Genomic DNA, 23,833 nt, shown 5'->3' on the forward strand with positions numbered 1-23,833 from the left:
CCGCCGCCCGCCCCGGTTCAGCCCGCGATCGCGCTGCGCTTGCGCAGCGCATGCCCGGCGTACTGCAGCATGTACCAGACGGCCGCCGGCAGCGACAGGCGCTCGACGTCACGGTAGATGCGCCATTGCCAACCGGCCGCGCGCAGCTTGTTCGCCGACACCGAGCCGTTGCGCACCAGGTAGAACGCCAGCGGCTCCGCGGCTGGCACGCACACCGCCTTGCCCGCGCGCCGCACCCGGTCCAGCCAGAACACGTAGTCCTCGTGGCCGATGCGCTGGAACTCGGCGTCACCCAGGCGCCGGTCGTACATGCCGGTCAGGTTGCCGATGTGATTGCTGCCGAGCATCTCGCGGTATCCGACCTCCGCCGGCGGCGTCACCATGGACAGCGCGCGACCGTCCTCGGCGACGCGCTGGTAGGCGGCGTAGCTGACCAGCGCGCCGCGCCGGCGCATTTCCGCGAGCTGCAGTTCCAGCTTGCGCGGCGCCCACCAGTCGTCGCTGTCGAGGAAGGCGACATGGCTGCCGCGCGCCGCGGCGATGCCGGCGTTGCGCGCCGCGGCGACGCCGGCGTTGGCCTGGCGCAACGGGCGCACGCGCGGATCGGCCGTGGCGTATTCGGCGATGATCGCCGCCGAGCCGTCGCGCGAGCCGTCGTCGACCGGGATCAGTTCCAGCGCCGCGAAGCTCTGCGCCAGCACCGATTCGATCGAACGCCGCATCGTCGCTTCGGCGTTGTAGACCGGCATAATCACGCTGACCAGCGTGTCGCCGGCCGTTGCGGTGCCCGCGGCGGCATTGGCGGGGCTCATGCGTGGTTGCGGCCCGACCCGGCCCACGACGACTTCGGCGGCGGCAGCACGAAGTCGCGGTAATCGTGCGGGTTGCCTTCCCTGCCCGCCTCGGCCGCCTTGGCGATGTTGTAGGCCTCGCGCGCGCTGACGTAGTGCAGCGCGTAGCGCTTGCCGTCGTTGTAGGCGCTTTCCAGGTGCGCATGCATCGCGTCGGCCGGCGCGCCGAGCAGCGTGTCCATGTCGGCCTCCTGCGTGCCATGGGTATGCACCTTGACGAACACCCATTCCGGACGGCCTTCGACATGCACGCCGGTGCGTATCCACGCATCGACGCGATCGGGCGTCGGCGGTTGTCCGCCGCGCACGTCGGCGTTCTCGATGCGCGGGACCACGCCGAAGCGGCGGTCGCGCCAGTTCAGTCCCAGCGGCCCCTGGATCAGCATCAGGTCGCCCACCGGCGCGCCGCCGACGCGCACCGGCGTACCGCTGTCGTGCGACTTCGGCGCGTGCGGATCGTCGGTGGCGTAGTAGATCGAATTGATCGTGCGGGTCTGCGTGTCGCTGGGCGCCGACGGCAGGGTGAAATCGGCGTAGCAGCCGAGCTCGCGCAGCAGGACCAGTTCGTTGTTTATGCCGCACCAGCGCCCGTCCGGGCGCGAGTTGTCCAGGCACCAGTTGCCGTGGATGAAGCCGAAGCGCAATTCGCCGCTGGCCGGGTCGCGCGGCAGCGCGCCGTGGCGTTCGTGCAGGATCCTGCAGAAGTCGCTCATGCCGGCACGGAAGTTCGCTTCGGTGTCGTTGTCGTGGTGCAAGTGCACCTCGATTTCGCCGTAGCCGTCGGCGCACAGCTCGGCCAGCTTGTCGAGGTATTCCGGCGCGTACTCCTCGGCCGGATAGAAGAAGCTGTGCTGCGGCGGACGGCCGTCGGCGTCGCGGTGGCGCGAGGCCAGCGCGCGGTAGTCGCGGCACCAGCGGTCGACGCGCGCGCGCTGCGTGGCGACGTCGGCGCCATGCCACATCGGCTCGAAATGGTCGACAAAGCAGAACATCACGTGCACGGTGCGGTCGTCGACCCGCGGCGGCCGGCGCCGCAGCCAGCTGCCGATCCAGATTTCCATGTTGCGCGCGCGCAGCAACCGCCACACCAGCAGCGCCACCACGCCTGCCGATGCCAGCGCAGCCAAAAGCACGATCGCCACGACGTGGATGCCCGTTCCTCCGGCCATGTTCATGCTTCCTGTGGCAACGCACGCAGTTCGAAGCCCTGCGACTTCCACTGCGGCAGCAGCGTACCCAGCAGGTCCAGCGCCTGGCCGCCGTCGTCGTGCATCAGCACGATGTCGCCGCTGCGCAACGGATGCCGCCGGATCAGCGACAGCAGGTGCTCGGCCGGCTGCCGGCTGTAGTCCAGGGTGTCGTAGGACCAGTAGCTGATGCGCCGGCGTTCGCGGATGCAGCGCGCCAGCATCGGCAGCGGCAGCACGCCGCGCGGCGGACGGAACGCATGGCGCCGCCTGCCGTCGATCGCCGACAGCAGGCGGTCGGTGCGCCCGATCTCCTCGAACTGCTCGGCCAGCGACAGGGTTTCGAAGCGTGGGTGCGAATACGAATGGTTGCCCAGCGTGTGTCCCGCCTGCGCGATGCGCCTGGCCAGATCGGGATGCTTCTCGACCTGCTCGCCGATCAGGAAGAAGCTGGCCCTGGCATCATGCCGCGCCAGCAGGTCGAGCAGCGGCTGCGTGTGCTGCGGGTGCGGGCCGTCGTCGAAGGTCAGGTACAGGCTGCGCCGGTCGGTCGGGCCGGCGGTGGTCAGCCACGCGTCCGGAATCCAGCGCAGCAGCTTCAGTCGTCGCGGACGCGGGTTAGTCATGCGGCCTCCGGCGCCAGGCTGCCGGCCCGGCCGTTCCCGGCGTACAGGCGCTCGTAGCGCGACGCCATCGTGCGGAACGTGCCTTCCGCGAACACCCATTCGCGCCCGACCCGGCCCATCGACCGCGCACGGTCTTCCGACGCGAGCAGGTCGCGCAGCGCGCCCGCCAGTGCGTCGGCATCGCCGGCGGCGACCAGGCGGCCGTTGCAGCCGTCGCGCACGATCTCGCGGTTGCCGCCGACATCGGTCGCCACGATCGGCAACGCCGCGGCGCAGGCCTCGAGCAGGGCGATCGAATAGCCCTCGCTGCGCGAAGGCAGCGCGAACGCCTCCATGCCCGCGAGCAGGCGCGGCACGTCGTCGCGGTCGCCGAGGAAACGCACCCAGGGGCGCAGGCCGAGTTCGTCGGTTTCGCGCTCCAGCTCGGAACGCATTTCGCCGTCGCCGACGATCGCCAGCACCGCCTGCGGCAGCGTGGCGCGCAACGCACGCAACGCATGCAGCAGCAGCCGCTGGTCCTTCACCGGATGCAGCCGCCCCACCGTGCCGACGATGCGGCTGCCGGCCGGCCAGCCCAGTTCGGCCGCCAGCGCCGCGCGCGCTTCGATGCCGGCGGCGGCGAAGCGTTCCACGCGGATGCCGTTCGGGATCGACAACAGGGCCGTGCGCGGCTGCACGCCCTGCCTGGCGAAGCGTTCCCGCGCGGCCTCGCAGACCGCGATCACGTAATCGGTCGCGCCCATGCTGCGGCGGTACAGCCATTCCTTGCGGCGGCCCGGATCCGCCGCGCCCATGCCGTGGCGGGTGTTGACCACGCAGGCCAGCGGCAGGCCCCACGCGGCCGATACCGCGTGGTAGTGCGCGCTTGCGTTGTGGGTGTGCAGCACCGCGCCGGGGTTGCGCCGCAGCAGCGCGCGCGCGCGCCGCATCGCCTGCCAGTCGAAGCCGGTGCGCTTGCGGCAGGCCTCGACCTCGACGCCCTGCGCGGCCAGTTCCGCGGCCAGCAGGCCGGGTTCGAACAGGCAGACCACGCGGCAGTCGTGCCCGGCATCGCGTTGCGCGGCGATCAGGTCGATCACGGTCCGCTCGAGGCCGCCGCGCTCCAGGTTTTCGACGAAGTGGATGATTCGCATGGTCGGGGTTTATTGCAGTTCGGAAACGGTGACGCGGTGCTTGCCGGTCGGCGTCGGCGGGATTTCGTCGGCGAAGCGGAAATCCAGCGCAACGCCGTCGCCGACCACCTTCTTCAGCTCGTCGCTGACCAGGCCGACCACCGACGCATCGAAGTCGCGGTCGCGGACCAGGGTGATCTCGAAGGCGTCCAGCCGCTTCTGCACCACCTGGTAGCGGCGGATCCCGGTGGCGTGCAGGAAGGCGTAGACGACGTATTCGCCGGGAACGTAGCGCCCGTCCGGGGTGCGCAGCGCATCCAGCTTGCGCCCGTCCACCGAAGCAAGCAGCGGCAGGCCGCGCCCGCAGGTGCAATGTCCGCGACCGGGGCTGGCCAGGTCGCCGTTCGCGTACCGCAGCAGCGGCATGCCGTAGTTGTGCAGGTCGGTGACGACGACCTCGCGCGGCCCGTCTCCCCCCTGCCCGATCGACTCGCCCAGTTCCACGCACAGGTGGTCGGCGGTGACGTGCAGGCCGCGGCGGTGTTCGCATTCGGCCGCGATCAGCATGAATTCGCGGCAACCGTAGGTGTTGTAGGCGGGGCAGCCGAATGCGCGCTCGATGACGTCGCGCTGGCTTTCGTGCAGCGCCTCGGCCGCGCCGAGCACGCGCTGCGGCCGCCAGGGCTTGCGCTTGTTCGCGAGCAGCCACTCGGACAATTCCACGACCGGCGCGACGTAGGAGACGATGGTCTGCGGACGGAAGCGGTCGATGGCGTCGGCGTACTCCGCCATCCGCGCCTCGCTCATCTCGAACGCGCTGCGCATGCGCCGGTTGAATGCGGCCTGGTACAGCCGCTCCTTCGGCTTCTGCCTGCCCGGGGCGATGCCCCACAGGTACAGCGTGCGTTCTCCCAGGCGCGCGCCGGCCCAGCCGTAGCCGCGCCACATCACCGCCAGCCGGCGTTCGTAGCTTTCGCGCGTGTAGCCGAAGCGCAACGGTTCGCCGGTGGAGCCGCCGGTGGTCTTGTACAGCAGGCCGTCGCGATGGTCGTCGGCGATCAATTGCCCGAAGTTGGCGCGGATCGCGGGCTTGTCCAGCACCGGCAGGCGCGCGTAGTCGTCGAGGCCACGGATGTCCTGCGGGCCGGCGATGCCGAGCTTCGTCCACTGCTGCCGGTAGTACGGCACGTGTTCCCAGCAATGGCGCAGCAGGCGCTGCAGCTTCTGCCACTGCAGGTGGCGGATCGCGTCTTCGTCGAGCCACTGGTTGCGCTCGTATTCGTCCAGGTGGCGCAGGGTCTTGCGCCGCCGCAGTCCCGATTCGTAGAGCGGGAACAGCACGCGCCGGAACAGCGGTTCGTACAGGCCGCTCATGGCGCGTCCTCGGCGGGCGCGCGCCGGCTGGCCCATTCCAGGAAGCGGGCGCCCGCGCGCGGACGGCCGGCGGCGAAGCGCTGGTGCAGGTGCTGCAGGTGTTCGATGTCGCCGCGGCCCCAGCAACCCAGCAGCAGGGTCAGCAGCGCGTAGACCAGCACCAGCAGCGTCCCGCCGAACAGCACCGGAACCAGCGGCTGCATGTGCCCGCGCAGCGGCGAAGCGACGATTCCGGCCAGCGCGGCCGCCAGCAGGATGCGCGCCAGCCTGCCCCACTCGGGCTGGGCATGGCTCGCCCGGATCGCGATCGCGGCATAGCAGACCGCGCTGACGCAGGCCACGCTGAGGAAGGCGAACGCCGCGCCGTACAAGCCGAAGTGCGCGATCAGCACCGCGTCCAGGCCCAGCTTGATCAGGCCGCAGACCACCACCAGCAACAGGATGCTGCGCTGGCGATCGGCGCTGACCAGCAGGCTGGAAGCGCCGGCGGTCATCGCCGCCACGCAGGTCGCGGTCAGGCAGATCGCGAATACCGGCCCCGCCGGGGCGTATTCGGCGCCGTACATGAAGCGGATCGCATCGCCGCCGAACGCCATGCCGAACGCGATCAGCGGCGCGGCCAGCAGGGTCAGATAGCTGGTGGTGCCGACGAAGCGGCGCGCGGCGACTTCGCGCCCGCGGCTCAGCGCGCCGGCCATCATCGGCAGCAGCAGCGCGCTGAACACGCCCGGCACCAGCGTGGCCGCGCCGATCGCCAGCTGGTAGGCGACCTTGAACTGGCCGGCGGCGTGGCTGCCGGCGTACATGTTCAGGAACATCACCTCCACTTCGCTGGCGGCGAAGAAGCCGACCGACACGGTCAGCGCGGTCCAGCCCATGTGCCGGCGCACGCGCGCCAGCAACGGCGCCGGCAGTTCCAGCCCGGCGCGGCGCGGCGGCAGCAGCGGTGCGATCTGGCGGAAGGACATGCCGAAGAACACCACGCTGGACACCACGAACACGGCCAGCAGCCATTCCACCGGCGCGTCCAGCCACATCGCCAGCAGCACCAGCGCCAGATTGATCGGCGTCGACACCAGCGCCACGGCCGCCGTCGCGCGGAAGTTCTCGAAGCCCTTGGCCACGCCGATGTTGAACATGTACGAAGCGCGCAGCGCCACCGCCACCACCAGGAAGCCGAGCAGCAACCGGTGGTTCATGCCGGGCGCGATCTTCTCCCCCGCGAACACGAACGTCGCCGCGCCCGCCAGCAGCACCACCAGCAGGAACAGCCGCTGCGCGCGGCGCAGGTAGTCCAGCAGGTACGGGATCAGCTCGGTGCGCTCGCCGCCGCGCAGTTCGGCGACGAACTTGATCGCGGCGCTGGCGGTGCCGGAATTGGTGATCGCCACGCCCAGCCCGACCAGCCAGATCACCAGACTGTACGCACCGAAACCGTCCGGGCCCAGGTGCCGGGCGATGACGATCGACGTCAGCATGCCCAGCACGTACTCGGTGTACATGCCGACCGACGAGAAGAAGGTGTTGCTGAGCGTGCGCGAGCGTTGGTTCATGCCATTGCCAGGAGGACCTTGACCAGGACGTACAGCACGACGGCGCCGATCACCGCGTAGATCGGCCAGCGCAGCAGGTCCTGTTCCAGGCTGAAGACGGGAAGACTGGGGTATTGCCGGCGCAGCCGCGTGTAGTGCGCCACCACGATCGCCACCAGCAGGTAGAGGATGACCACGTAGCTGCGGCTGAGGAAGAACGCCGCGGTGAAGAACCCGCTGAGCGACATCAGCAGGGTCAGGGTCAGCGCGCGGTCGGTGCGCCATTCCGCCAGCGCATCCTCGTCCGGGACCTCGGGCGGCACGTCGTCGATGATGTCGTCGCCGCGGCGCAGCGGCGCCAGCATCATCCGGAAGCTGTAGCCGACGATCGCCAGGAACACGGTGAAGCCGACGATGCCCAGCTCGGCCAGCACCAGCACGAACGAGTTGTGCGCGGTGAGTTCGTTCAGGTCGGAATAGCCGCCGGCGCCGATGCCGAAGATCGGGTTGGCGATGAACATGTGGACGCCTTCGTACCACGACTCCACGCGCCCCATCGCCGAAGCTTCCGACACGTCCATCTCCTGCAGGCGCGACGGCAGCATCATCAGCCCGGCCAGCGCGCCGACGCCGAGCAGGCCGGCGGCGAAGATGCCGCGCTTGCGCCAGACCCAGACGCCCAGCAGGGCCACCAGCGCCAGCAGCGTGCCGCGCGAATTGGTCAGGTAGCAGCCGTAGACCAGCAGGCCGGCGACCGCCAGCCAGAACAGCCGGCGCAGGCCCATCAGGCCGCCGCGACCGCTCAGGTAGAACGCCATCGGCAGGCACATCACGAACAGCAGGCCCAGGTCGTTGGGGTCGTTGAAGATGCCGACGTACTGGATGCGCGTGCCCTGCGAAAGCTCCACGCCGGTCCAGCCGATGCCGGTCGACGCCTGCTCCACACCGTGCAGGGCCAGCACGGCGGCGCAGACCGTCAGCACCGCCAGCACCGCTTCCAGGCGCTTGCGGGTATCGGCGGCGTTGGCCAGCAGCACGTAGGCCAGCAGCACCGGCGCGAACACCGCGAACACGAACAGCGCGCCGCCCATCCAGCCGTTCACCACCTTGGAGACCATCGCCACCAGCAGCAGGATCGGGATCAGCAGGTATTGCGGCGCAGAAAACGACTTGCGGGTCGAGAACAGCCACAGGCCGGCCGCGCCCAGCAGGGCGATCGACTGCCACGGCGGCCCCGGCGATTCGGCCAGCACCGGATAGTCCTGGGGCCGGATGATCACCAGCGCCAGATACAGCAGCATGAAAACGAACATCGGCCCCTGTCGCCTCGCTCACTCAACCCGTGCGTAACCGCGACGCGTAGCCGAACACCTCCGGCATCGCCACCATCGCCTCGAACCACGCGCGATCCATCTGCCGCTCCACCGGCAGCCGCGGCAGCGCATACAGCGTGCGCGGCGCGACGATGCCGGCGCCGGAGACGTAACTGCAGGCCATGCGGAAGCCGGCCGCGCGCACCGCCTCCACCGTCGCGTGGTCGAAGGCGTCCGGGCCGCCGACCGGGTACGACAGCACGTCGACCGGCGCGCCGAGTTCGCGTTCCAGCGTCGCCTTCGATTCCTTCACCTCGGCCACCATGCGCTCGCGCGGCAGCTTGGCCAGCATGCGGTGGTGCACGCCGTGCGAGCCCACCTCCATGCCGTCGCGATGCATCTCGCGCAGTTGCTCCCAGGTCATCGGCCGGCAATCCGGGTGGCCCTGCCGGCGCGGCATGTTCCATTCGACTTCCAGCCGCGCGATCAGCGCCGCCTGCCGCTCGTCGCGCAGGCCCTTCAGCCGGTCCAGCAGTTCCGCCGCCTGCGCGCGCCGCTCCGCCAGGGTCGCGCCCAGCGCCCGGTCGAGGCCCAGTTCCGGCGCCCGCAGGCGATCGGCGCGGGTCGAGCAGATCATGTGCACCAGCCAGTCGTATGCGTACGGCCGGCCGCTGTCGATGTGCCCGGTCGAGACGAAGAACATCGCCGACATGTCCAGTTCGCGCAGGATCGGGAACGCGACCCGGTAGTTGTCGTCGTAACCGTCGTCGAAGGTCACCAGCACCGCATCCTTCGGCAGCGTGCGCCCGCGCTCGATCCGCTCCAGCACCTCGCCGAAGCGCATCGGCGAAAAATGCCGACGCAGGTGCGCCATCTGCTCTCGGAACGCATCGGCCGAGGCGCTGATCAGCTCGGTGTCGAAGCTGAAACCGTGCGGCTCGGTCGATTCCAGCACGCGGTGGTAGGCCAGCACCCGCAGGTCGTGGCGCGAAACCCCGCGCAGCCTGCGCAGCAGCGGCAGCATGCCGGTGCGGTGGCACCAGCGCGCCAGCAACTGGCGGCGGCCCGCGCGTCCGTTTGCCTGCGTCGATATTCCCCTGTCCGCCATTGCTCCGACCGGCAGCTGCCCGATGCAACGAACAACGCAGGATCCGCCGCGCAGCGGCCATGCGCCGGCATGGCCGTTCGGCGGCGCGGATTGCGTAATCCAGTGCAAGTGGACGGCTGCCTGCAGGCTCCGCGAACCGCACGATTCCGCCGGCAGGGCAATACTCGCGGCTTGGAAAAAGCACAGGACGTGCGTTTTTCGACAATCCACCAGGGGAAAATCTCGCATGTCGGATAAAACCGACTTCGTCGCGTTGTACGAAGAGCTGGGCCTGGACGCCGAATGCAGCATGGATGATTTCAAGCGCGCCTATCGCCGGCGCGTCTCGCAGCTGCACCCGGACCATACCGGGCGCGGCAGCGACATGCCGCGCCTGCAGCGGCTCAACCACATGTACGAAACGGCGCTGGAATTCCACCAGGCGTACGGCCGGCTTCCCGGCGCGGCCTCGCCGCGCCCGCAGACCGCGGCGGGGGCGCGGGCGGCCGCGATCGACGCACGCGAAACCGATGCGTCGGAAAGCGAGGCGCCAATGGCCGGTTTCATGCACCGGCGGCGTTATCTGGTGTTGTTGGCGCTGTTCGCGCTGCTGCTTTACTGGATGGGCGTGCAGCGCAGCAGTTCGCCGACGCTGGACCCGGCCGGTCCGGGCGACGAAGTGGCGCCGGGCCTGTTGGCGCCGCAGGCGCCGCGGCTGGCGCTGGGCATGGACCAGGCGCAGGCGCGGCGCATCCTCGGCGAGCCGGACGACGAGCGCGCCGCGCGCTGGGACTATGGCCCGTCGTGGGTCGAGTTCCGGTGCGGCAAGGTGATCGGCTGGTACAACTCGCCGCTGCGGCCGCTGCGGGTGGGCGAACAGGACGCGCACGCAACGGCAACGCCGCAGTGCTAGCGGGACGCACCAGCCAGACGTGTTGGCCAGGAAGGGATCACAGGGGGAAGACGCAGGCATGCTCGCCGGCACCGCAACACTGCTGAGGAAGGCGCAACGCCGCCTGTGGATGAAGTACGCGCTGCGCGGCGTCGGCGGCAGCGACAACCATGCGCGGCTGGACCTGGCCTATCGCATGGAAGACCCGTGGAACATGGACTCGGCGCTGGAGCGCGCGCGCTTCGAAGCCACCAACCGGGTGATCGAACGGGCTTTCGGCAAGGTCGGATCGGTGCTGGAGATCGGCTGTGGCGAAGGCCACCAGACCGAATGGCTCGCGCGCCTGAGCGAGCGCCAGTACGGCATCGACGTCAGCCCGCACGCGGTGGAACGCGCGCAGGCGCGGCTGCCGCAGGCGCAGTTCGCCGCGGTCGACCTGTTCCGGCAGCCCTGGGGCGACCAGCGCCACCGCTTCGACCTGGTCACCGCCTGCGAAGTGCTGTACTACCTCAGCGACCCGGCGGCGACCCTGGAGCGGATGCGCCATCTCGGCCGCAACGGCCTGGTCACGTTCTTCGCGCCCGCCTGCGGCCGCGTCGGCCCGCATCTGGAGAAGATCCCGGGCCTGCACAAGGACTGGATCTTCCATGGCGGCACCGCGTGGCTGGTCGGATGGTGGCGCGATGACTGACGCCGATACCGCCCTGCGCGGGCTGGGCGTGGTCTATTTCGGCAACGACTGGAACGCGGAGAACCGTACCAGCAGCCACCACGTCGCCGTCCGCCTGGCGCAACGCATGCCCGTGCTGTACGTCGATTCGCCCGGCATGCGCGCGCCGAACGCCTCCGGGCGCGACCTGAAGAAGGCGTGGCGCAAGCTCGCCGCGATGCTGCGCCGGCCGGAACCGATCCGCGAAGGCTTCTGGCGCTGCACGGTGCCGCAGCTGCCGTTCCGGCGCGTGCCCGGCGTCGATGCGTTCAACCGCCTGTTCGGCCGCTGGGCGGTGCGGCGCGCGCTGCGCAGCGTCGGCATCGGCCGGCGCATCTCGTGGTTCGTGGTGCCGCATCCCGGCTTCCTCGCCCGGCGCCTGGACGAAGAGCTCTGCGTGTACTACTGCATCGACGACTACGCCGCGCATCCCGGCGTCGACGCCGAGCTGATCGGCCGGCGCGACGACGCGCTCAGCCGCAGCGCCGACCTGCAGTTCGTCGCCCCGCCGGCGCTGCTGGAACGCAAGTACGTGCTGAACCCGCAAACCCACTATTCGCCGCACGGCGTCGACGTCGACCTGTTCCGCCGCGCCAGCGAACCGGCCACCGAAATCCCCGCGCAGGCGCGCGCGCTGGCCGCACCGGTGGTCGGCTACATCGGCTCGCTGCACGAGTGGATCGACTTCGAACTGATCGCCTGGCTGGCGAAGCAGCGCCCGCAATGGAACTTCCTGCTGGTCGGCCACGTCGCCACCGACCCCGGCGAACTGCGCGCGCTGCCGAACGTCGTGCTGGCCGGCGCGCAGCCCTATCCCACCTTGCCGCAATGGGCCAGGGCCTTCGACGCCGCGATCATCCCCTACCGGCTGAACCGCCAGGTCGCCAACGCCAACCCGCTGAAGCTGCGCGAATACCTGGCCACCGGCAAGCCGGTGGTCAGCGTGCGCAACGCCGAGATCGAGAAGTTCTCGCGCTGGGTGCGCATCGCCGACGACCGCGAAGGCTTCCTGCAGGCGCTGGAACAGGCGCTGGCCGAGGACGATCCGCGGGCCGCCGCCGAACGCATCGCCGCCGTCGCCGACCAGACCTGGGACCATCGCGTGGAGGCCGTGCTGGCCACCGTCGCGCAGGCCCTCGAACGCCGTACCGGAAATCCCTGACCATGCTCACCTCCACGCCGAACGCCCTTTCCACCCGGCTGCGCATCGCCATCGTCGGCGCCGGCTACGTCGCCACCCACCATGTCGCCGCGCTGAAGCAGCTGGATTTCGTCGACGTCGTCGGCATCTGCGACAGCAACCTCGCCGCGGCGCAGGCGCTGGCCGCCCGCTTCGGCGTGCCGCGCACTGCGGCTTCGCTGGCGGAACTGGCCGACGCGCAACCGCAGGCCGTGTACGTGCTGACCCCGCCGTCCTCGCACCCGGCGATCGCGCTGGCGGCGCTGGACATGGGCTGCCACGTGCTGGTCGAGAAGCCGATGGCCGACAGCGTGGCCGATTGCGAGGCGATGATCGCCAAGGCGCAGGCGCGCGGCCTGCTGCTCGGCGTCAACCACTCCGACCTGTTCGACCCGGTGTTGATGCAGGCGCTGCAGGCGGTGCGCGACGGCCGCATCGGCGAGGTGCTGTCGGTCGACGTGACCCGCAATTCCGAATACCCGCCCTACGCCGGCGGGCCGCTGCCGGCATCGGTGACCCAAGGCTCGTATCCGTTCCGCGACCTCGGCGTGCATGGCCTCTACACCATCGAGGCCTTCCTCGGCGCGGTCGAACGGCTCGACGTGTCGTTCCAGTCGCGCGGCGCCGACCCGAACCTGCACTTCGACGAATGGCAGGCGCAGGCGCGCACCGCGAAGGGCGTGGGCCGCCTGCTGCTGTCGTGGAACGCGCGACCGATGGAGAACCGCGTGTTCGTACGCGGCACCCGCGGCACCATCGAGGTCGACCGTTTCCTGCAGACCTGCCGCATCCATCGCGTGCTGCCGGGGCCGAAGTTCATCGGCATCGTCGCCAACGCGTGGATCAGCGCGGCGAAGGACGTGTTCCGCATTCCGTGGAACGTGGCCCGCTTCGCCACCGGCCTGCTGCAGCCCTCGCCCGGCATCCGCCGCGGCGCGCAGGCCTTCGCCGAGGCGGTGCGCAACGGCGGCGCACCGCCGTTCGGCGGCGACGACGCGCTGCGCATCGCGAAGCTGCTGGAACCGGCCTGCGCCGAACCCGACCGGCAGCGCCTGGCGCAACTGGAAAGCCGTTGCGCCGAACTGCCGCCGGCCGACGTGCTGGTCACCGGCGCCGCCGGTTTCCTCGGCCGCAAGCTGGTGGCGCGCCTGCGCGGCGAAGGCCGCAGCGTGCGCGTGCTGGTGCGCAGGCCAGTGGCGGACTACGCGGACGACGCCGGCATCCAGACCGTGGTCGGCGACCTCGGCGACCCGCGCATCGTCGCGCATGCGGTGCATGGCACCGGCGCGGTCTACCACGTCGGCGCGGCGATGCGCGGCAGCGTGCGCGACTTCGAGGCCGGCACCGTCTGGGGCACGCGCAACGTGGTCGAAGCCTGCCTCGCCAGCGGGACGCGGCGCCTGGTCTACGTCAGCTCGATGAGCGTGTACGACCACGCCGGACGCGATCCGGCCGCGGCGATGAACGAAACCTCGGCGTTCGAACCGCATCCCGAATGGCGCGGCGCGTACACGCGGACCAAGCTCGAGGCCGAGCGCTGCGTGCGCGACGCGATCGACAGGCATGGCCTGCCCGCGGTGATCCTGCGCCCCGGGCAGATCTTCGGCCCCGGCGCGGAAAAGGTGACGCCGAACGGCGTGATCGCGCTCGCCGGGCGCTGGATCGCGGTGGGCAGCGGCACGCAGGCCCTGCCGCTGGTCTACGTCGACGACGTGGTCGACGCGTTGCTGCAGGCGGAAACCGCAGCGCAGGCGGGCGGCCATACCTTCAACATCGTCGACACCGCGGTGGGCACCCAGGAGGCCTACCTGCAGCACGCGCAACACAAGCTGGGAAGCGAACTGAAGCGCCTGCGGGTACCGGCCTGGACATTCATGCTCCTCGGCTTCGGTGTGGAAACCCTGGGCAGGCTGCTGAAACGCGACGTGCCGCTGACGCGCTATCGCGTGCGCTCGCTGCGGCCGCTGGCGAACTTCGACACCCGCGCCGCGCGCGAACGGCTCGGCTGGACGCCACGGGTCGGCGCGGCCAGGGGCCTGGAGGAGACTTTCGGATGAGCCATCGCCTGCCGGCGCCGGACGGGCGCGGGCAGGCAACGCAGGACCGCGAAGGAACGCGGGAAACGGCAACGAACGACGACGGCATCGGCAACCAGGGGGGAGCTACCGTTGATGGGCATGGCGCGGCGAGCAGGCCGCATCCGCGTGAAGCTGGCGGCCCTGCCGCCGCTGGAACACCTGCAGTCGCTGTGGCTGGAACTGGAGTCGCGCGCCGAACCCAGCTTTTTCCAGAGCTGGGCCTGGATCGGGCCGTGGCTGCGCCTGATCTGCCCCGCGCGCATCGCCCGGCTGCTGACGGTCAGCGGCGACGGCCGCCTGCTCGGCATCGGCGTGCTGACCACGCGCCGGCGCTTCCTCGGCCTCGGTCCGCGGCACCTGCGCCTGCACGAAACCGGCGACTCGGCGCTCGACGACCTCACCATCGAATACAACGGGCTGCTGGCGGAAAAGGGCCTCGAGCGCGAAGTCCTGGCGGCGACGGTGTCGTACCTGGCCCGCGCGCACCCGCGCTGGCTGACCCTGAACCTGCCGGGCATCGCCATCGACGACGCCCTGCTGGCGCGCTTGCGCGGCATCGGACTGGAAACGCGCCTGCGCAAGTCCGACACGCACCATGTCGACCTCGCCGCGCTGCGCTCGGCGGGCAGCGCCTACCTGCCCGCGCTGCGCAGCGCCAACACCCGCAGCACCCTGCGGCGAACGGCACGCAGGCTGGCCGGCCGCCACGGCGCCGTCCGCCTGGTCGCGGCCCGCGGCGCGCGCGAGCGCCTCGCCTTCTTCCGCGACATGGTCGCCCTGCACCAGGTCCATTGGACCGGCAGCGGCAATGGTCGCGGCGCCTTCGCGGATCCGCGCATCCTGCGCTTCCATGAACGGCTGATCACCGAATCCGGCGAGGACGCCGGCGCGCAATTGCTGCGCCTGGACGCCGGCGACGCGACGGTGGGCTACGCGTACAACCTGGTCCGGCGCGGCACGGTCTACTTCTACCAGGCCGGGATCGACTACGCCCGTTTCGGCGACTGCGGCAGTCCCGGCCTGCTGCTGCTCGGCGAAGCCATCCAGTGGGCACTGGAACGCGGCCACGACCGTTTCGAACTGATGGCCGGCGACGGCCGCTTCAAGCGCAGCCTGGGCATGGCCCGCGGCGAAATGGCCTGGCTGTCGCTCGACCGCCGCGGCTGGCACTCGCGGTTGCGCAAGGCCTGGCGGTCGCTGCGGGGCAGCGCACCGGCATGAGCGCGACGTTGCGCTGGCGCGCTCCCGACGGGCTCGACGCCGGCGACATCGATGCCTGGACCGGATTGGCGGCACGTGCCGGCCCGCACCCCAATCCGTTCGCGATGCCGCAATTCGTGCTACCGGCCGCACGCTGGCTGACGCCGTCGAAGCCGCCGCGGATCGCCTGGATCGAACGCGGCGGCCCGCATTCGCCAACCCTGATTGCGGTGGGCGCCTTCGCCTTCGCACGCCCCGACCTGTTCGTGCCGTTGCCGCACCTGTGCGACTACCGCACGCCGCACACCTTCCGCGGCGGGCTGCTCGTCGCCGCGGGCGAAGAAGGCGCCGCCATCCGCGCGTTGCTGTCGTCGGCGCCGAATGGCCGGCGCTGGCGCGCGCTGGATGTGCGGAACCTGCCGCTCGACTGCGCCGAACTGGAATCCGCGCGGCACCTGGCCGGATCGGAGGGCGGCGACTGGTTCCCGCGCCGCGTCTTCGCGCGCCCCATCCTCGACGTGCCTGCCGGCGACACACCAGTGCTTCCCGAATCGAAGGACCGCCGCCGCCACCGGCGCCGGTTGCAGCAGCAGGGCGCGCTCGAGTTCCGCCTGCTGCGCGGCGCCGAAGTCGACGGGCCCGCGATCCGTGCGCACCTGGCGCTGGAACACGCCGGCTGGAAGGGCGGACGCGGCAGTTCGCTGCTGTCCGCGCCCGCACAGGCCGCGTTCTTCCGCGAGATGATCGCGGGCTTCGCCGGCATCGGCGCGGCGGTGCTGATGGAAACGCGGCTCGACGGCCGCGTCATCGCCTCGTCGAGCAACCTGCTGCTCGGCGATACCCTCAACGGCTTCAAGATCGGCTGGGATCCGGAATTCGCCGACTGCGGCCCGGGCATCCTCGACGAAGCCGCGCTGATCGCGGCGTTGCCTGCGCAGCTACCCGGCGTGCGCCGCTTCGACAGCCAGGCGCAGCAGGATTCATACCTGGCGCGGTTGCTGCCGCAGCGGATGCGGATGGCGACCGGCACGCTGGCGCTGGACCGCAACGCGGCGCGGGCGATGCGTGCCGCGCGCTGGCTGCGTCCGCTGGCCTGGCGCCTCGAACGCGACGGCTAGGGCGTGCCGCTCAGGCGATCTGCGCGCGGTGCCAGTCGCGCTCTTCCGGGTTCAGCCACAGCCAGCGTTGCGCCGTGCGCAGGCCGTTCGGCACCGGCAGGCAGGCGGGAGGGCGGCTGCGCAGCAGCAGCGGCCCGATCCGCAACGACTGCACCGTCGCCAGCCGCCTGAAGCCGAGCGCCGCATGCGCACGCAGCGAAAGGAAATTGCCGGCGCTGACGTCGGACAGGAAGAACCGCGGCCGCCGGTCCAGCCGGGTGGCCGCATCCATCATCGCCACCAGCATCCTGCGGCCGCGGCGATCCGGGGCGACGAAGGCGTCGCGCGCCCAGACCAGGCTGTGGTCCAGTTCGAACAGCCAGGCCAGCTCGTCCAGGTAGCGCGGTATCCCGTGCATGACCCAGAACCAGGCGACCAGGCCACGCTCCTCTTCGACCGCGAAACAGCGGAAGCCCCGCCGGAACCGCCGCAGGATGCGCTCGCGGTCGCCGCGCCGGCCGTACGCGCGATAGGTCCCGACGATGCGCTCCACGTCGTCGGCCAGCAGCTCCACGAAGCGTTGGTCCGCGGCCAGCGCGACCGATCCGTCGCTGCCCGCTTCGCGCCCCAGCAGGACGATGCGGTTCCATTCGATCACGTGCTCCCCCCGTTCTCGCCGAAAATCGCGGCGCGCGCATCCGCGCCTACGCCAGTTCCATGCGCGTCCTGCGCCGCCGCCACTCCGCGCGTATCCAGTTCATCGCCGGCTTCTCGACCCGATAGCTGAGCAACGCGGCCAGGGCGAACGCCAGCGCCATCGCCAGCGGCACCGCCGCCCACGCCGGCACGCCGGCCCGTTCCAGCCGCCAGATCGCCGCGAAGCCCACCGACTGGTGGATCAGGTACAGCGAGTAGGAAATCGCGCCGAGGAAGGCGAACAGCGGCAGGTTCAGGAAACGCAGCCAGCCCAGGCTGAACAGCGCGAAGATCGCGCAGCAGACGCCGGCGACCAGCAGCAGGACCGGCGGCTGGCCGATGCCGATCGACAGCAGCGCCAGCCCGATCATCGCCGCGTCCAGGCGCCGTTCGGCGGCCCGCGTGCGCATCCGGTAGAACAGGATGCCGATCGCGAAGAACGGGATGTAGCGCAGGATCAGCAGCTCGCCCAGCGTGTACGAGAAGTGCCAGCCGGACTTCTGGCACCACCCCGCCAGCGCGGACAGCAGCAGCCAGCCGGCGATGACCCAGCGGATGCGCCCGAGCAGGCCGAGCGCGAACCAGAACAGCATCTGCGCATAGAAGAACAGTTCGATCTGCAGGGTCCAGTAGGAACCGTCCAGCTCCTGCGCGCCGAGGAAGTCCTGCACCATGGTCGCGTTCAGCAGCAGGTCGCGCAGCGGTATCCGCTGCTGCGGCAGGCCGACCGCCCAGACCACCGCGGCGGTGATCGCCATCGCCGCCCAGTACCCGGGGAACAGCCGCGAGAAGCGCGAGACCACGAAATCCATCCCGGTGCGGGTCCGCTCCAGGGTCATGAAGATCACGAAGCCGCTGATCAGGAAGAACAGGTGCACGCCGTACATGCCGACGCTGAAGTCCAGCGGCAGCCGGCCGGCATGGCCGACCACCTCCGCGTATCGCGTTGTGTAGTGGTAGAGCATCACCGCCACGGCGGCGATGCCGCGCAACGCGTCCAACTCCACCACCCGCGCAGATGACGAAATCCCCTGTTCCACTTCAGTCCACGGCCACGGTTGCCTGCATGGCCGGTATAACGCCGGCCACCGCGTGGACAGGCCATTCCGCACGCGCCGACAACGGCATCCGGGCGACCCCATGCGCCTGCTGATCGTCACCTCGCAATTCCCGATCGCCGGCGAGCCCAACCGCGGCCGCCCGGTCTACCAGACCGTGCGCGAACTGTCGCGGTTGGCGCAGGTGCGCGTGCTCAGCCCGGTCGCCAGCTACCCGCGCTGGGCGCAGCCGCGCAGCTACCTGTACCGCGCCCCGGACGACGCGCAGGTGGCCCCGGGCTGCGACACCCAGTACGTCCGCTATCCCGCGCTGCCGGCGCTGAGCCGTCCGTTCAACGGCCGCCTGTGCGCGCGCGCGCTCGAGGGCCCGTTGCGCGCGTTCGCGCCGGACCTGGTGCTGTCGTACTGGCTGTATCCCGATGCCCACGGCGCGATGCTCGCCGCGCGCGACGCCGGCGTGCCGCTGGTGGTCGGCGCGCGCGGCTCCGACCTGCGCGTGCGCGACGCGGTCAGCCGCCGCCTGACCAAGCCCGTGCTGCGCGCCGCGCAACGGCTGCTGGTGGTCAGCGACGACCTCGGGCGCGTCGCCGCGTACGACTACGGCGCCGATCCCGACCGCATCCGGGTCATCCCCAACGGCTGCGACGCCTCGATCTTCCATCCTTCCATCCGCAACCATGCGCGCCGGCTGCTCGGCCTGGACCCGGACGCGGAGATCGTGCTCTACGTGGGCCGGCTGGTCGCGGAAAAGGGCCTGCGCGAACTGCTCGCCGCCGCCGGCCGCCTGCAGGCGTCGCGGCCGCGCCTGCAACTGGCGCTGGTCGGCGAAGGGCCGCTGCGCGCGGAACTGGAAGCGCTGGCCGCGACGGCCGGCGTCCCGGTGCGCTTCGCCGGCGCGCAACCACCAACGGAGGTGGCGCGCTGGATGGTCGCCTCCGACGTGGTGACGTTGCCCAGCTATTCGGAAGGCCACCCGAACGTGCTGGTCGAAGCGCTGGCCTGCGGCCGGCCGGTGGTCGCCACGCCCGTCGGCGGCATCCCCGAAGTCGTCGACGCCGACAACGGCGTGCTGGTGCCGGCGCGCGACGCCGCTGCGCTGGCCGGCGGGCTGGCGCAGGCATTGCGCCGCGACTGGAACGAAACCGCGCTGGCGCGGCGCTTCTCGCGCGACTGGCGGCAGGGGGCGCAGGAAACGCTGGCGGCCTGCGAGGAAGCGCTGGCGGAGGCGCGCGGCCTGCGCGCGGTCTACATGGCCGGCTCGGCCTGAGCGGCAACGGGGGATACGAACGGACATGTGCGGAATCGCAGGCTTCAGCGGACCCGATGTCGACGCCGCGGCGGCGCGCCCGCTGCTGCAGCGGATGATCCGCACGCTGGCGCACCGCGGCCCCGACGGCTACGGCTTCCACGCCGAACCCGGCGTGGGCCTGGCCCACGCGCGGCTGTCGATCATCGACCTGTCGACCGGCGACCAGCCGATCCGCAACGAGCGCGGCAGCGCGTGGACCGTGTTCAACGGCGAGATCTTCAACTACGTGGAGCTGCGCCGCGAACTCGAGGCGCAGGGCCACCGCTTCTACACGCAGTCGGACACCGAAGTGATCGTGCACCTGTACGACCGCTACGGCGACGATTTCGTGCAGCACCTCAACGGCCAGTTCGCGATCGCGATCTGGGACGGCGCGCGCCGCCGCCTGGTGCTGGCGCGCGACCGCGCCGGCATCCGCCCGCTGTACTACGCCAACGCGGGCGGGCGAACCTGGTTCGCCTCCGAGGTCAAGGCGCTGCTGGCGGGACTGCCGGAATGCGCGCGGCTGAATCCGCTCGCGCTGGCGCAGACCCTGACCTACTGGGCGCCGGTGGACCCGGACACGCTGTACGAAGGCGTGCGCAGCCTGCCGCCGGGCTGCCTGCTCGCGATCGAGCACGACGGCCGGCAGACGCTGAAGCGCTACTGGGACTGGGCCTTCCCCGACGCGGAAGAAACTTCGCCGTCGCGCCATCCGCTGACCGTCGGGCAGGCCACCGCCGAACTGCGCGAACTGCTGGTCGATGCGGTGCGCCTGCAGCTGCGCGCCGACGTGCCGGTCGGCGCCTACCTCAGCGGCGGCTTGGATTCGTCCGGCATCGTCGCGCTGATCCGCGGCTTCACCGACACCCCGGTGCGCACGTTCTCGGTGGCGTTCGAGGACGGCGAATTCGACGAAAGCGAACACCAGCAGGCGATGGTCCGCCACCTCGGCACCGACCACACCACCCTGCGCTGCGGCCGCCGCGACATCGGCGAGGCGTTCCCGCGGCTGATCCGCCACACCGAAACGCCGGTGCTGCGCACCGCGCCGGTGCCGCTGATGCTGCTGTCGGGCTGCGTGCGCGAGCACGGCTACAAGGTGGTGCTGACCGGCGAAGGCGCCGACGAAGTGTTCGGCGGCTACGACCTGTTCAAGGAAGCCAAGGTGCGGCGCTTCTGGGCGCGGCAGCCGGATTCGCGGTTCCGCCCGCTGTTGTTGCAGAAGCTGTACGGCTACCTGCGCAACTCGCCGGTCGGCCACGCCGGTTTCGCCCAGCAGTTCTTCGGCCAGGGGATGGAACACCTGCAGCGCCCGGTGTTCGCGCACGTGCCGCGCTGGACCACCTCGCAACGCGCGCTGTCGTTCCTGTCGCCGGAATTGCGCGCCGCGACCGCGGGCTGGGATCCGCTCGACGCGTACGAGCGGACCCTGCCATCGGGAATCGCCAGCTGGAGCCCGCTGGCGCGCGACCAGTACGTCGAGGCCAAGTCGCTGCTGGCCGGCTACCTGCTGTCGTCGCAGGGCGACCGCGTGGCGATGGCCAATTCGATCGAAGGCCGCTTCCCCTACCTCGACCACCGCGTCATCGAATTCGCCAACCGCCTGCCGCCCAGCTTCAAGCTGCGCGGCATGACCGAGAAATACCTGCTGCGCCGCGCCCTGGCCGACCTGCTGCCGCAGGACATCGTCAATCGCACCAAGCAGCCGTACCGCGCGCCGGACAGCCAGAGCTTCTTCTTCGACGGCCGGCCGCTCGACTACGTCGCCGACGCGCTCGATCCGCAGCGCATCCGCGATGCCGGCTACTTCGATGCCGCCGCGGTGGGCCGCCTGTTCGAGAAATGCCGGCAGGGCCGTGCCGCCGGCTTCGCCGACAACCAGGCCTTCGTCGGCATCCTCTCGACGATGCTGCTGCACCGGCAGGTCGCCGGAACGCATCCGGCACCGCGGGAGGCGGCGGTCGACGATGCCACCGCGGTGATCGCCGCCTCCTGACCACCAATCCGGGCGAACGGAATCGTCATGCACTGGCGCATCAAGGGAACGGTCCAGAAAGTGCTCGGTTACGTGCCGGGCGGCGACGCGCTGCACTTCCACCTGCAGCGCCGTTTCGGCGGACTGCAGCGCTTCGAGCGCGAGCTGGCCATGAAGATCGACGACTGGGCGATCATGGCCCGCCACCTGCGCAACGCCGGCGTCGGCTTCGCCGGCATGCGCGGCTTCGAGATCGGCACCGGCTGGTACCCGACCTTCCCCTTCGCCTGCTACCTGGCCGGCGCGGCGCGGATCGACACCTGCGACCTCAACCCGCACCTGCGCGCCGACCTGACCCGCGACTGCGTCGAGGCGCTGGAGCGGTTCCTGCCGACGATCATCGACGCCGGCGGCGCGGACGCGGACGGCGCGTGGCAGCGCTACTACCGCCTGCGCGAGCTCATCCTCGCCGGCGCCGGCCTCGAAACCGCGAGCGACGGCGCGATCCGCTACCGCGCGCCGGCCGATGCGACGCGCACGACGCTGGCCGACGGCGAGATCGGCGTGGTGTTCTCCAACAGCGTGCTCGAGCACGTGCCGGCGGACGTGGTCGAGGCGATGTACCGCGAAGCGCGGCGCATCCTCGCGCCGGGCGGGGTCATGTTCCATTCGGTCAACTGCGGCGACCACTACGCCTACGTCGACCGCAACATCCACCAGCTGCACTACCTGCGCTATTCCGACCGGCAATGGCGGCGCTGGAACAACGCCTTCCTCTATCAGAACCGGCTGCGCGCGCACTACTTCGTCGACGCGGCGGCGCGGCAGGGTTTCCGCATCGAGCTGAACACCGCCGCCGCGCGACCCGAGCGGCTGCAGCAGCTGGCGGAAACACCGGTGCATCCGCAGTTCGCCGGCATCCCGCCGGAGAAACTGTGCATCACCAGCGTGGATTTCATCGCGCGCAAGCCACTGCCGGCGGCGGGCTAAGGTGCCGGGGCGATCCGCAGCAGCCTGCCGTCGTCCTCGTCGGTCAGCACGTACAGCGCGCCATCCGGCCCTTGCCGCACGTCGCGGATGCGCTGGCCGAGTTCGGTCAGCAGGCGCTCCTCGTGCACGACCCTGTCGCCGTCCAGTTCCAGCCGGATCAGCTGTTTCGCCGCCAGTGCGCCGAGGAACAGGTTGCCCTTCCACTGCGGCAGCAGGTCGCCGGTATAGAACGCCATGCCGCTGACCGCCGGCGACTTCTCCCAGACGTAGTGCGGGTCCTGCATGCCCGGCACGCTGCGCCCGCGCGAACCGGGCATCGGCTTGCCGTCGTAGTTGATGCCGTGCGTGGCGAGCGGCCAGCCGTAATTGGCGCCGGCGTCTTCGATGTTGATCTCGTCGCCGCCCATCGGGCCGTGTTCGCTGGTCCACAGCCGGCGCGTCCGCGGGTGCAGCGCCGCGCCCTGCATGTTGCGATGGCCATACGACCAGATTTCCGGCCGCGCGCCGGCGCGCCCCGCGAACGGGTTGTCGTCGGGGATGCGCCCGTCCGGCCAGATCCGCACCAGCTTGCCCTGCAGCTTGTCCAGCTCCTGCGCGGCGGCCGCGGCGACGCGGTTGTCGCCCTGGGTGACGAACAGGTGGCCGGCGTCGTCGAACACCAGCCGCGACCCCACATGGGTCCCGGCCGACAGCTTCGGTTCCTGCCGGTAGACCACCTCGACATCCTGCAGCACGCCGCCCTGCAGGCGCCCGCGCGCGACCGCGGTGCCGGCCACGTTGCCGCGCAGGTTCGGCTCGGCGAAGGACAGGTAGACCAGCCGGTCGCGGACGAAATCCGGCGACAGGGCGACGTCGAGCAGGCCCGCCTGCCCTTCGACGAACAGCTTCGGCAAGCCCGCGATCGGTTCCGAAACCCGCCCGTCGGCGCCGATCCGGCGCAGGCGGCCGGGGCGCTCCGTCACCAGCATGCCGCCCTCGGGCAGGAACGCCAGCGACCACGGGTGGTCGAGCCCCGCGACCAGTTCGGTGACGGCGTAATCGCCCTTCTCCGAAGCGTGGACACTCGGCACGGCATCGCGCACCGCATGCGGCGGCGTGGCCGGGGGCGGCGCGTCGCCGGAGCGGCAGGCGGCCAATAACGGCAGCAGCAGTACGAACAGCGTGCATCGCATGGCGAATCTTTCCTTCCGGATGGGGGGGTCCCGGCGGCGACGTCGCGCCGCCCGCCCGACCCCATCCACCCACCTACAAACGGAAGAGCGGATGCTGGCCGGACGCGCCCCCGGTTTCCGTATCCACAGAGTGCACGACACAGTGTCGGGGGATCCCTTAAATGCAGCAAAGGCAACAGATCAAACGGTTCATCCTGGAGAACTTCCTGTTCTCGGACGACCCTTCCGCCATCGGCGACCAGGATTCGCTGATTCGCGGCGGCATCATCGACTCGACCGGCATCCACGAACTGATCTTCTTCCTCGAGGACCAGTTCAAGTTGCAGATCGTGCCGGAAGAGATGACCCCGGCGAATTTCGACTCCATCCAGACCGTCGACGAATTCGTCAGCCGCAAGCTCGCGGGCTGATCG

At 70.6% G+C, this 23,833-nt stretch carries 21 protein-coding genes; 10 read left to right on the forward strand and 11 right to left on the reverse strand.

Features of this window, described 5'->3' with window-relative positions; translation table 11 throughout:
* Positions 1-17: 17 nt before the first annotated feature.
* Genes CSC71_RS02545 through CSC71_RS02580 form a run of 8 tightly spaced genes read right to left on the reverse strand, consistent with a single transcriptional unit; the run spans position 18 to position 9,103 of the window.
* Positions 18-812: a glycosyltransferase family 2 protein gene (locus CSC71_RS02545; protein ID WP_162372774.1), complete on the reverse strand. Its 795-nt coding sequence runs from the start codon at positions 810-812 to the stop codon at positions 18-20.
* On the reverse strand, positions 809-2,020 hold the full coding sequence (locus tag CSC71_RS02550; protein WP_246191933.1) for a hypothetical protein: 1,212 nt from the start codon (positions 2,018-2,020) through the stop codon (positions 809-811). The genes CSC71_RS02545 and CSC71_RS02550 overlap by 4 nt, the downstream gene beginning before the upstream one ends.
* A gap of 2 nt (positions 2,021-2,022) precedes the next feature.
* The gene (locus tag CSC71_RS02555; protein WP_162372775.1) at positions 2,023-2,664 is read right to left on the reverse strand and encodes a polysaccharide deacetylase family protein; all 642 of its coding nucleotides are present in this window, start codon (positions 2,662-2,664) and stop codon (positions 2,023-2,025) included.
* Positions 2,661-3,797 (reverse strand): glycosyltransferase, encoded by a 1,137-nt coding sequence (locus CSC71_RS02560; RefSeq protein WP_162372776.1) that lies wholly within the window; start codon positions 3,795-3,797, stop codon positions 2,661-2,663. The genes CSC71_RS02555 and CSC71_RS02560 overlap by 4 nt, the downstream gene beginning before the upstream one ends.
* A 9-nt stretch (positions 3,798-3,806) precedes the next feature.
* Complete coding sequence (locus tag CSC71_RS02565; RefSeq protein ID WP_162372777.1) at positions 3,807-5,150, reverse strand: phenylacetate--CoA ligase family protein; 1,344 nt, start codon at positions 5,148-5,150, stop codon at positions 3,807-3,809.
* Positions 5,147-6,703, reverse strand: coding sequence for an oligosaccharide flippase family protein (locus CSC71_RS02570; protein WP_162372778.1), 1,557 nt, complete (start codon positions 6,701-6,703; stop codon positions 5,147-5,149). The genes CSC71_RS02565 and CSC71_RS02570 overlap by 4 nt, the downstream gene beginning before the upstream one ends.
* Positions 6,700-7,983, reverse strand: coding sequence for an O-antigen ligase family protein (locus CSC71_RS02575; RefSeq protein WP_246191934.1), 1,284 nt, complete (start codon positions 7,981-7,983; stop codon positions 6,700-6,702). The genes CSC71_RS02570 and CSC71_RS02575 overlap by 4 nt, the downstream gene beginning before the upstream one ends.
* 34 nt (positions 7,984-8,017) lie before the next feature.
* The gene (locus CSC71_RS02580; protein WP_162372780.1) at positions 8,018-9,103 is read right to left on the reverse strand and encodes a polysaccharide deacetylase family protein; all 1,086 of its coding nucleotides are present in this window, start codon (positions 9,101-9,103) and stop codon (positions 8,018-8,020) included.
* Between the two features lie 226 nt (positions 9,104-9,329).
* Between CSC71_RS02580 and CSC71_RS02585 the strand changes: the two genes are divergently transcribed.
* The 6 genes from CSC71_RS02585 to CSC71_RS02610 all read left to right on the forward strand — a co-directional run bounded on the left by CSC71_RS02585 (position 9,330) and on the right by CSC71_RS02610 (position 16,259).
* Positions 9,330-9,995 carry a J domain-containing protein gene (locus CSC71_RS02585; protein WP_162372781.1) on the forward strand — a complete coding sequence of 222 codons (666 nt, stop codon included), beginning with the start codon at positions 9,330-9,332 and terminating at the stop codon, positions 9,993-9,995.
* A gap of 58 nt (positions 9,996-10,053) precedes the next feature.
* Positions 10,054-10,665 carry a class I SAM-dependent methyltransferase gene (locus CSC71_RS02590; RefSeq protein WP_162372782.1) on the forward strand — a complete coding sequence of 204 codons (612 nt, stop codon included), beginning with the start codon at positions 10,054-10,056 and terminating at the stop codon, positions 10,663-10,665.
* Positions 10,658-11,845 (forward strand): glycosyltransferase, encoded by a 1,188-nt coding sequence (locus CSC71_RS02595; protein ID WP_162372783.1) that lies wholly within the window; start codon positions 10,658-10,660, stop codon positions 11,843-11,845. Before CSC71_RS02590 ends, CSC71_RS02595 begins: the two co-directional genes overlap by 8 nt.
* 2 nt (positions 11,846-11,847) lie before the next feature.
* Positions 11,848-13,920 (forward strand): NAD-dependent epimerase/dehydratase family protein, encoded by a 2,073-nt coding sequence (locus tag CSC71_RS02600; protein ID WP_162372784.1) that lies wholly within the window; start codon positions 11,848-11,850, stop codon positions 13,918-13,920.
* 120 nt (positions 13,921-14,040) lie between these two features.
* A complete protein-coding gene (locus tag CSC71_RS02605; RefSeq protein ID WP_211367826.1) occupies positions 14,041-15,162 on the forward strand; it encodes a GNAT family N-acetyltransferase in 1,122 nt (373 codons plus the stop codon).
* Positions 15,159-16,259: a GNAT family N-acetyltransferase gene (locus tag CSC71_RS02610; protein WP_162372786.1), complete on the forward strand. Its 1,101-nt coding sequence runs from the start codon at positions 15,159-15,161 to the stop codon at positions 16,257-16,259. Before CSC71_RS02605 ends, CSC71_RS02610 begins: the two co-directional genes overlap by 4 nt.
* 10 nt (positions 16,260-16,269) lie before the next feature.
* Here the strand turns inward: CSC71_RS02610 and CSC71_RS02615 are convergent, their stop codons facing one another.
* Positions 16,270-16,896, reverse strand: coding sequence for a hypothetical protein (locus tag CSC71_RS02615; RefSeq protein WP_162372787.1), 627 nt, complete (start codon positions 16,894-16,896; stop codon positions 16,270-16,272).
* Positions 16,897-16,942: 46 nt separating this feature from the next.
* The gene (locus CSC71_RS02620; protein ID WP_211367828.1) at positions 16,943-17,974 is read right to left on the reverse strand and encodes an acyltransferase family protein; all 1,032 of its coding nucleotides are present in this window, start codon (positions 17,972-17,974) and stop codon (positions 16,943-16,945) included.
* A gap of 100 nt (positions 17,975-18,074) precedes the next feature.
* Here CSC71_RS02620 and CSC71_RS02625 point away from each other — a divergent pair, with 100 nt between their 5' ends.
* Genes CSC71_RS02625 through CSC71_RS02635 form a run of 3 tightly spaced genes read left to right on the forward strand, consistent with a single transcriptional unit; the run spans position 18,075 to position 22,248 of the window.
* Complete coding sequence (locus CSC71_RS02625; RefSeq protein WP_162372789.1) at positions 18,075-19,259, forward strand: glycosyltransferase; 1,185 nt, start codon at positions 18,075-18,077, stop codon at positions 19,257-19,259.
* A gap of 25 nt (positions 19,260-19,284) precedes the next feature.
* Positions 19,285-21,279, forward strand: a complete 1,995-nt coding sequence (gene asnB, locus CSC71_RS02630) for an asparagine synthase (glutamine-hydrolyzing) (RefSeq protein WP_162372790.1) — start codon at positions 19,285-19,287, stop codon at positions 21,277-21,279.
* Between the two features lie 27 nt (positions 21,280-21,306).
* Positions 21,307-22,248 carry a class I SAM-dependent methyltransferase gene (locus CSC71_RS02635; protein WP_162372791.1) on the forward strand — a complete coding sequence of 314 codons (942 nt, stop codon included), beginning with the start codon at positions 21,307-21,309 and terminating at the stop codon, positions 22,246-22,248.
* Here CSC71_RS02635 and CSC71_RS02640 read toward each other — a convergent pair.
* Positions 22,245-23,420 carry a PQQ-dependent sugar dehydrogenase gene (locus CSC71_RS02640; RefSeq protein WP_162372792.1) on the reverse strand — a complete coding sequence of 392 codons (1,176 nt, stop codon included), beginning with the start codon at positions 23,418-23,420 and terminating at the stop codon, positions 22,245-22,247. The two genes, CSC71_RS02635 and CSC71_RS02640, sit on opposite strands and share 4 nt — an antisense overlap.
* Positions 23,421-23,581: 161 nt before the next feature.
* Between CSC71_RS02640 and CSC71_RS02645 the strand changes: the two genes are divergently transcribed.
* Positions 23,582-23,830: an acyl carrier protein gene (locus tag CSC71_RS02645; protein ID WP_162372793.1), complete on the forward strand. Its 249-nt coding sequence runs from the start codon at positions 23,582-23,584 to the stop codon at positions 23,828-23,830.
* Positions 23,831-23,833: the final 3 nt, after the last annotated feature.

The sequence above is a fragment of the Pseudoxanthomonas sangjuensis genome (assembly GCF_010211755.1).
Lineage (GTDB): Bacteria > Pseudomonadota > Gammaproteobacteria > Xanthomonadales > Xanthomonadaceae > Pseudoxanthomonas_A > Pseudoxanthomonas_A sangjuensis.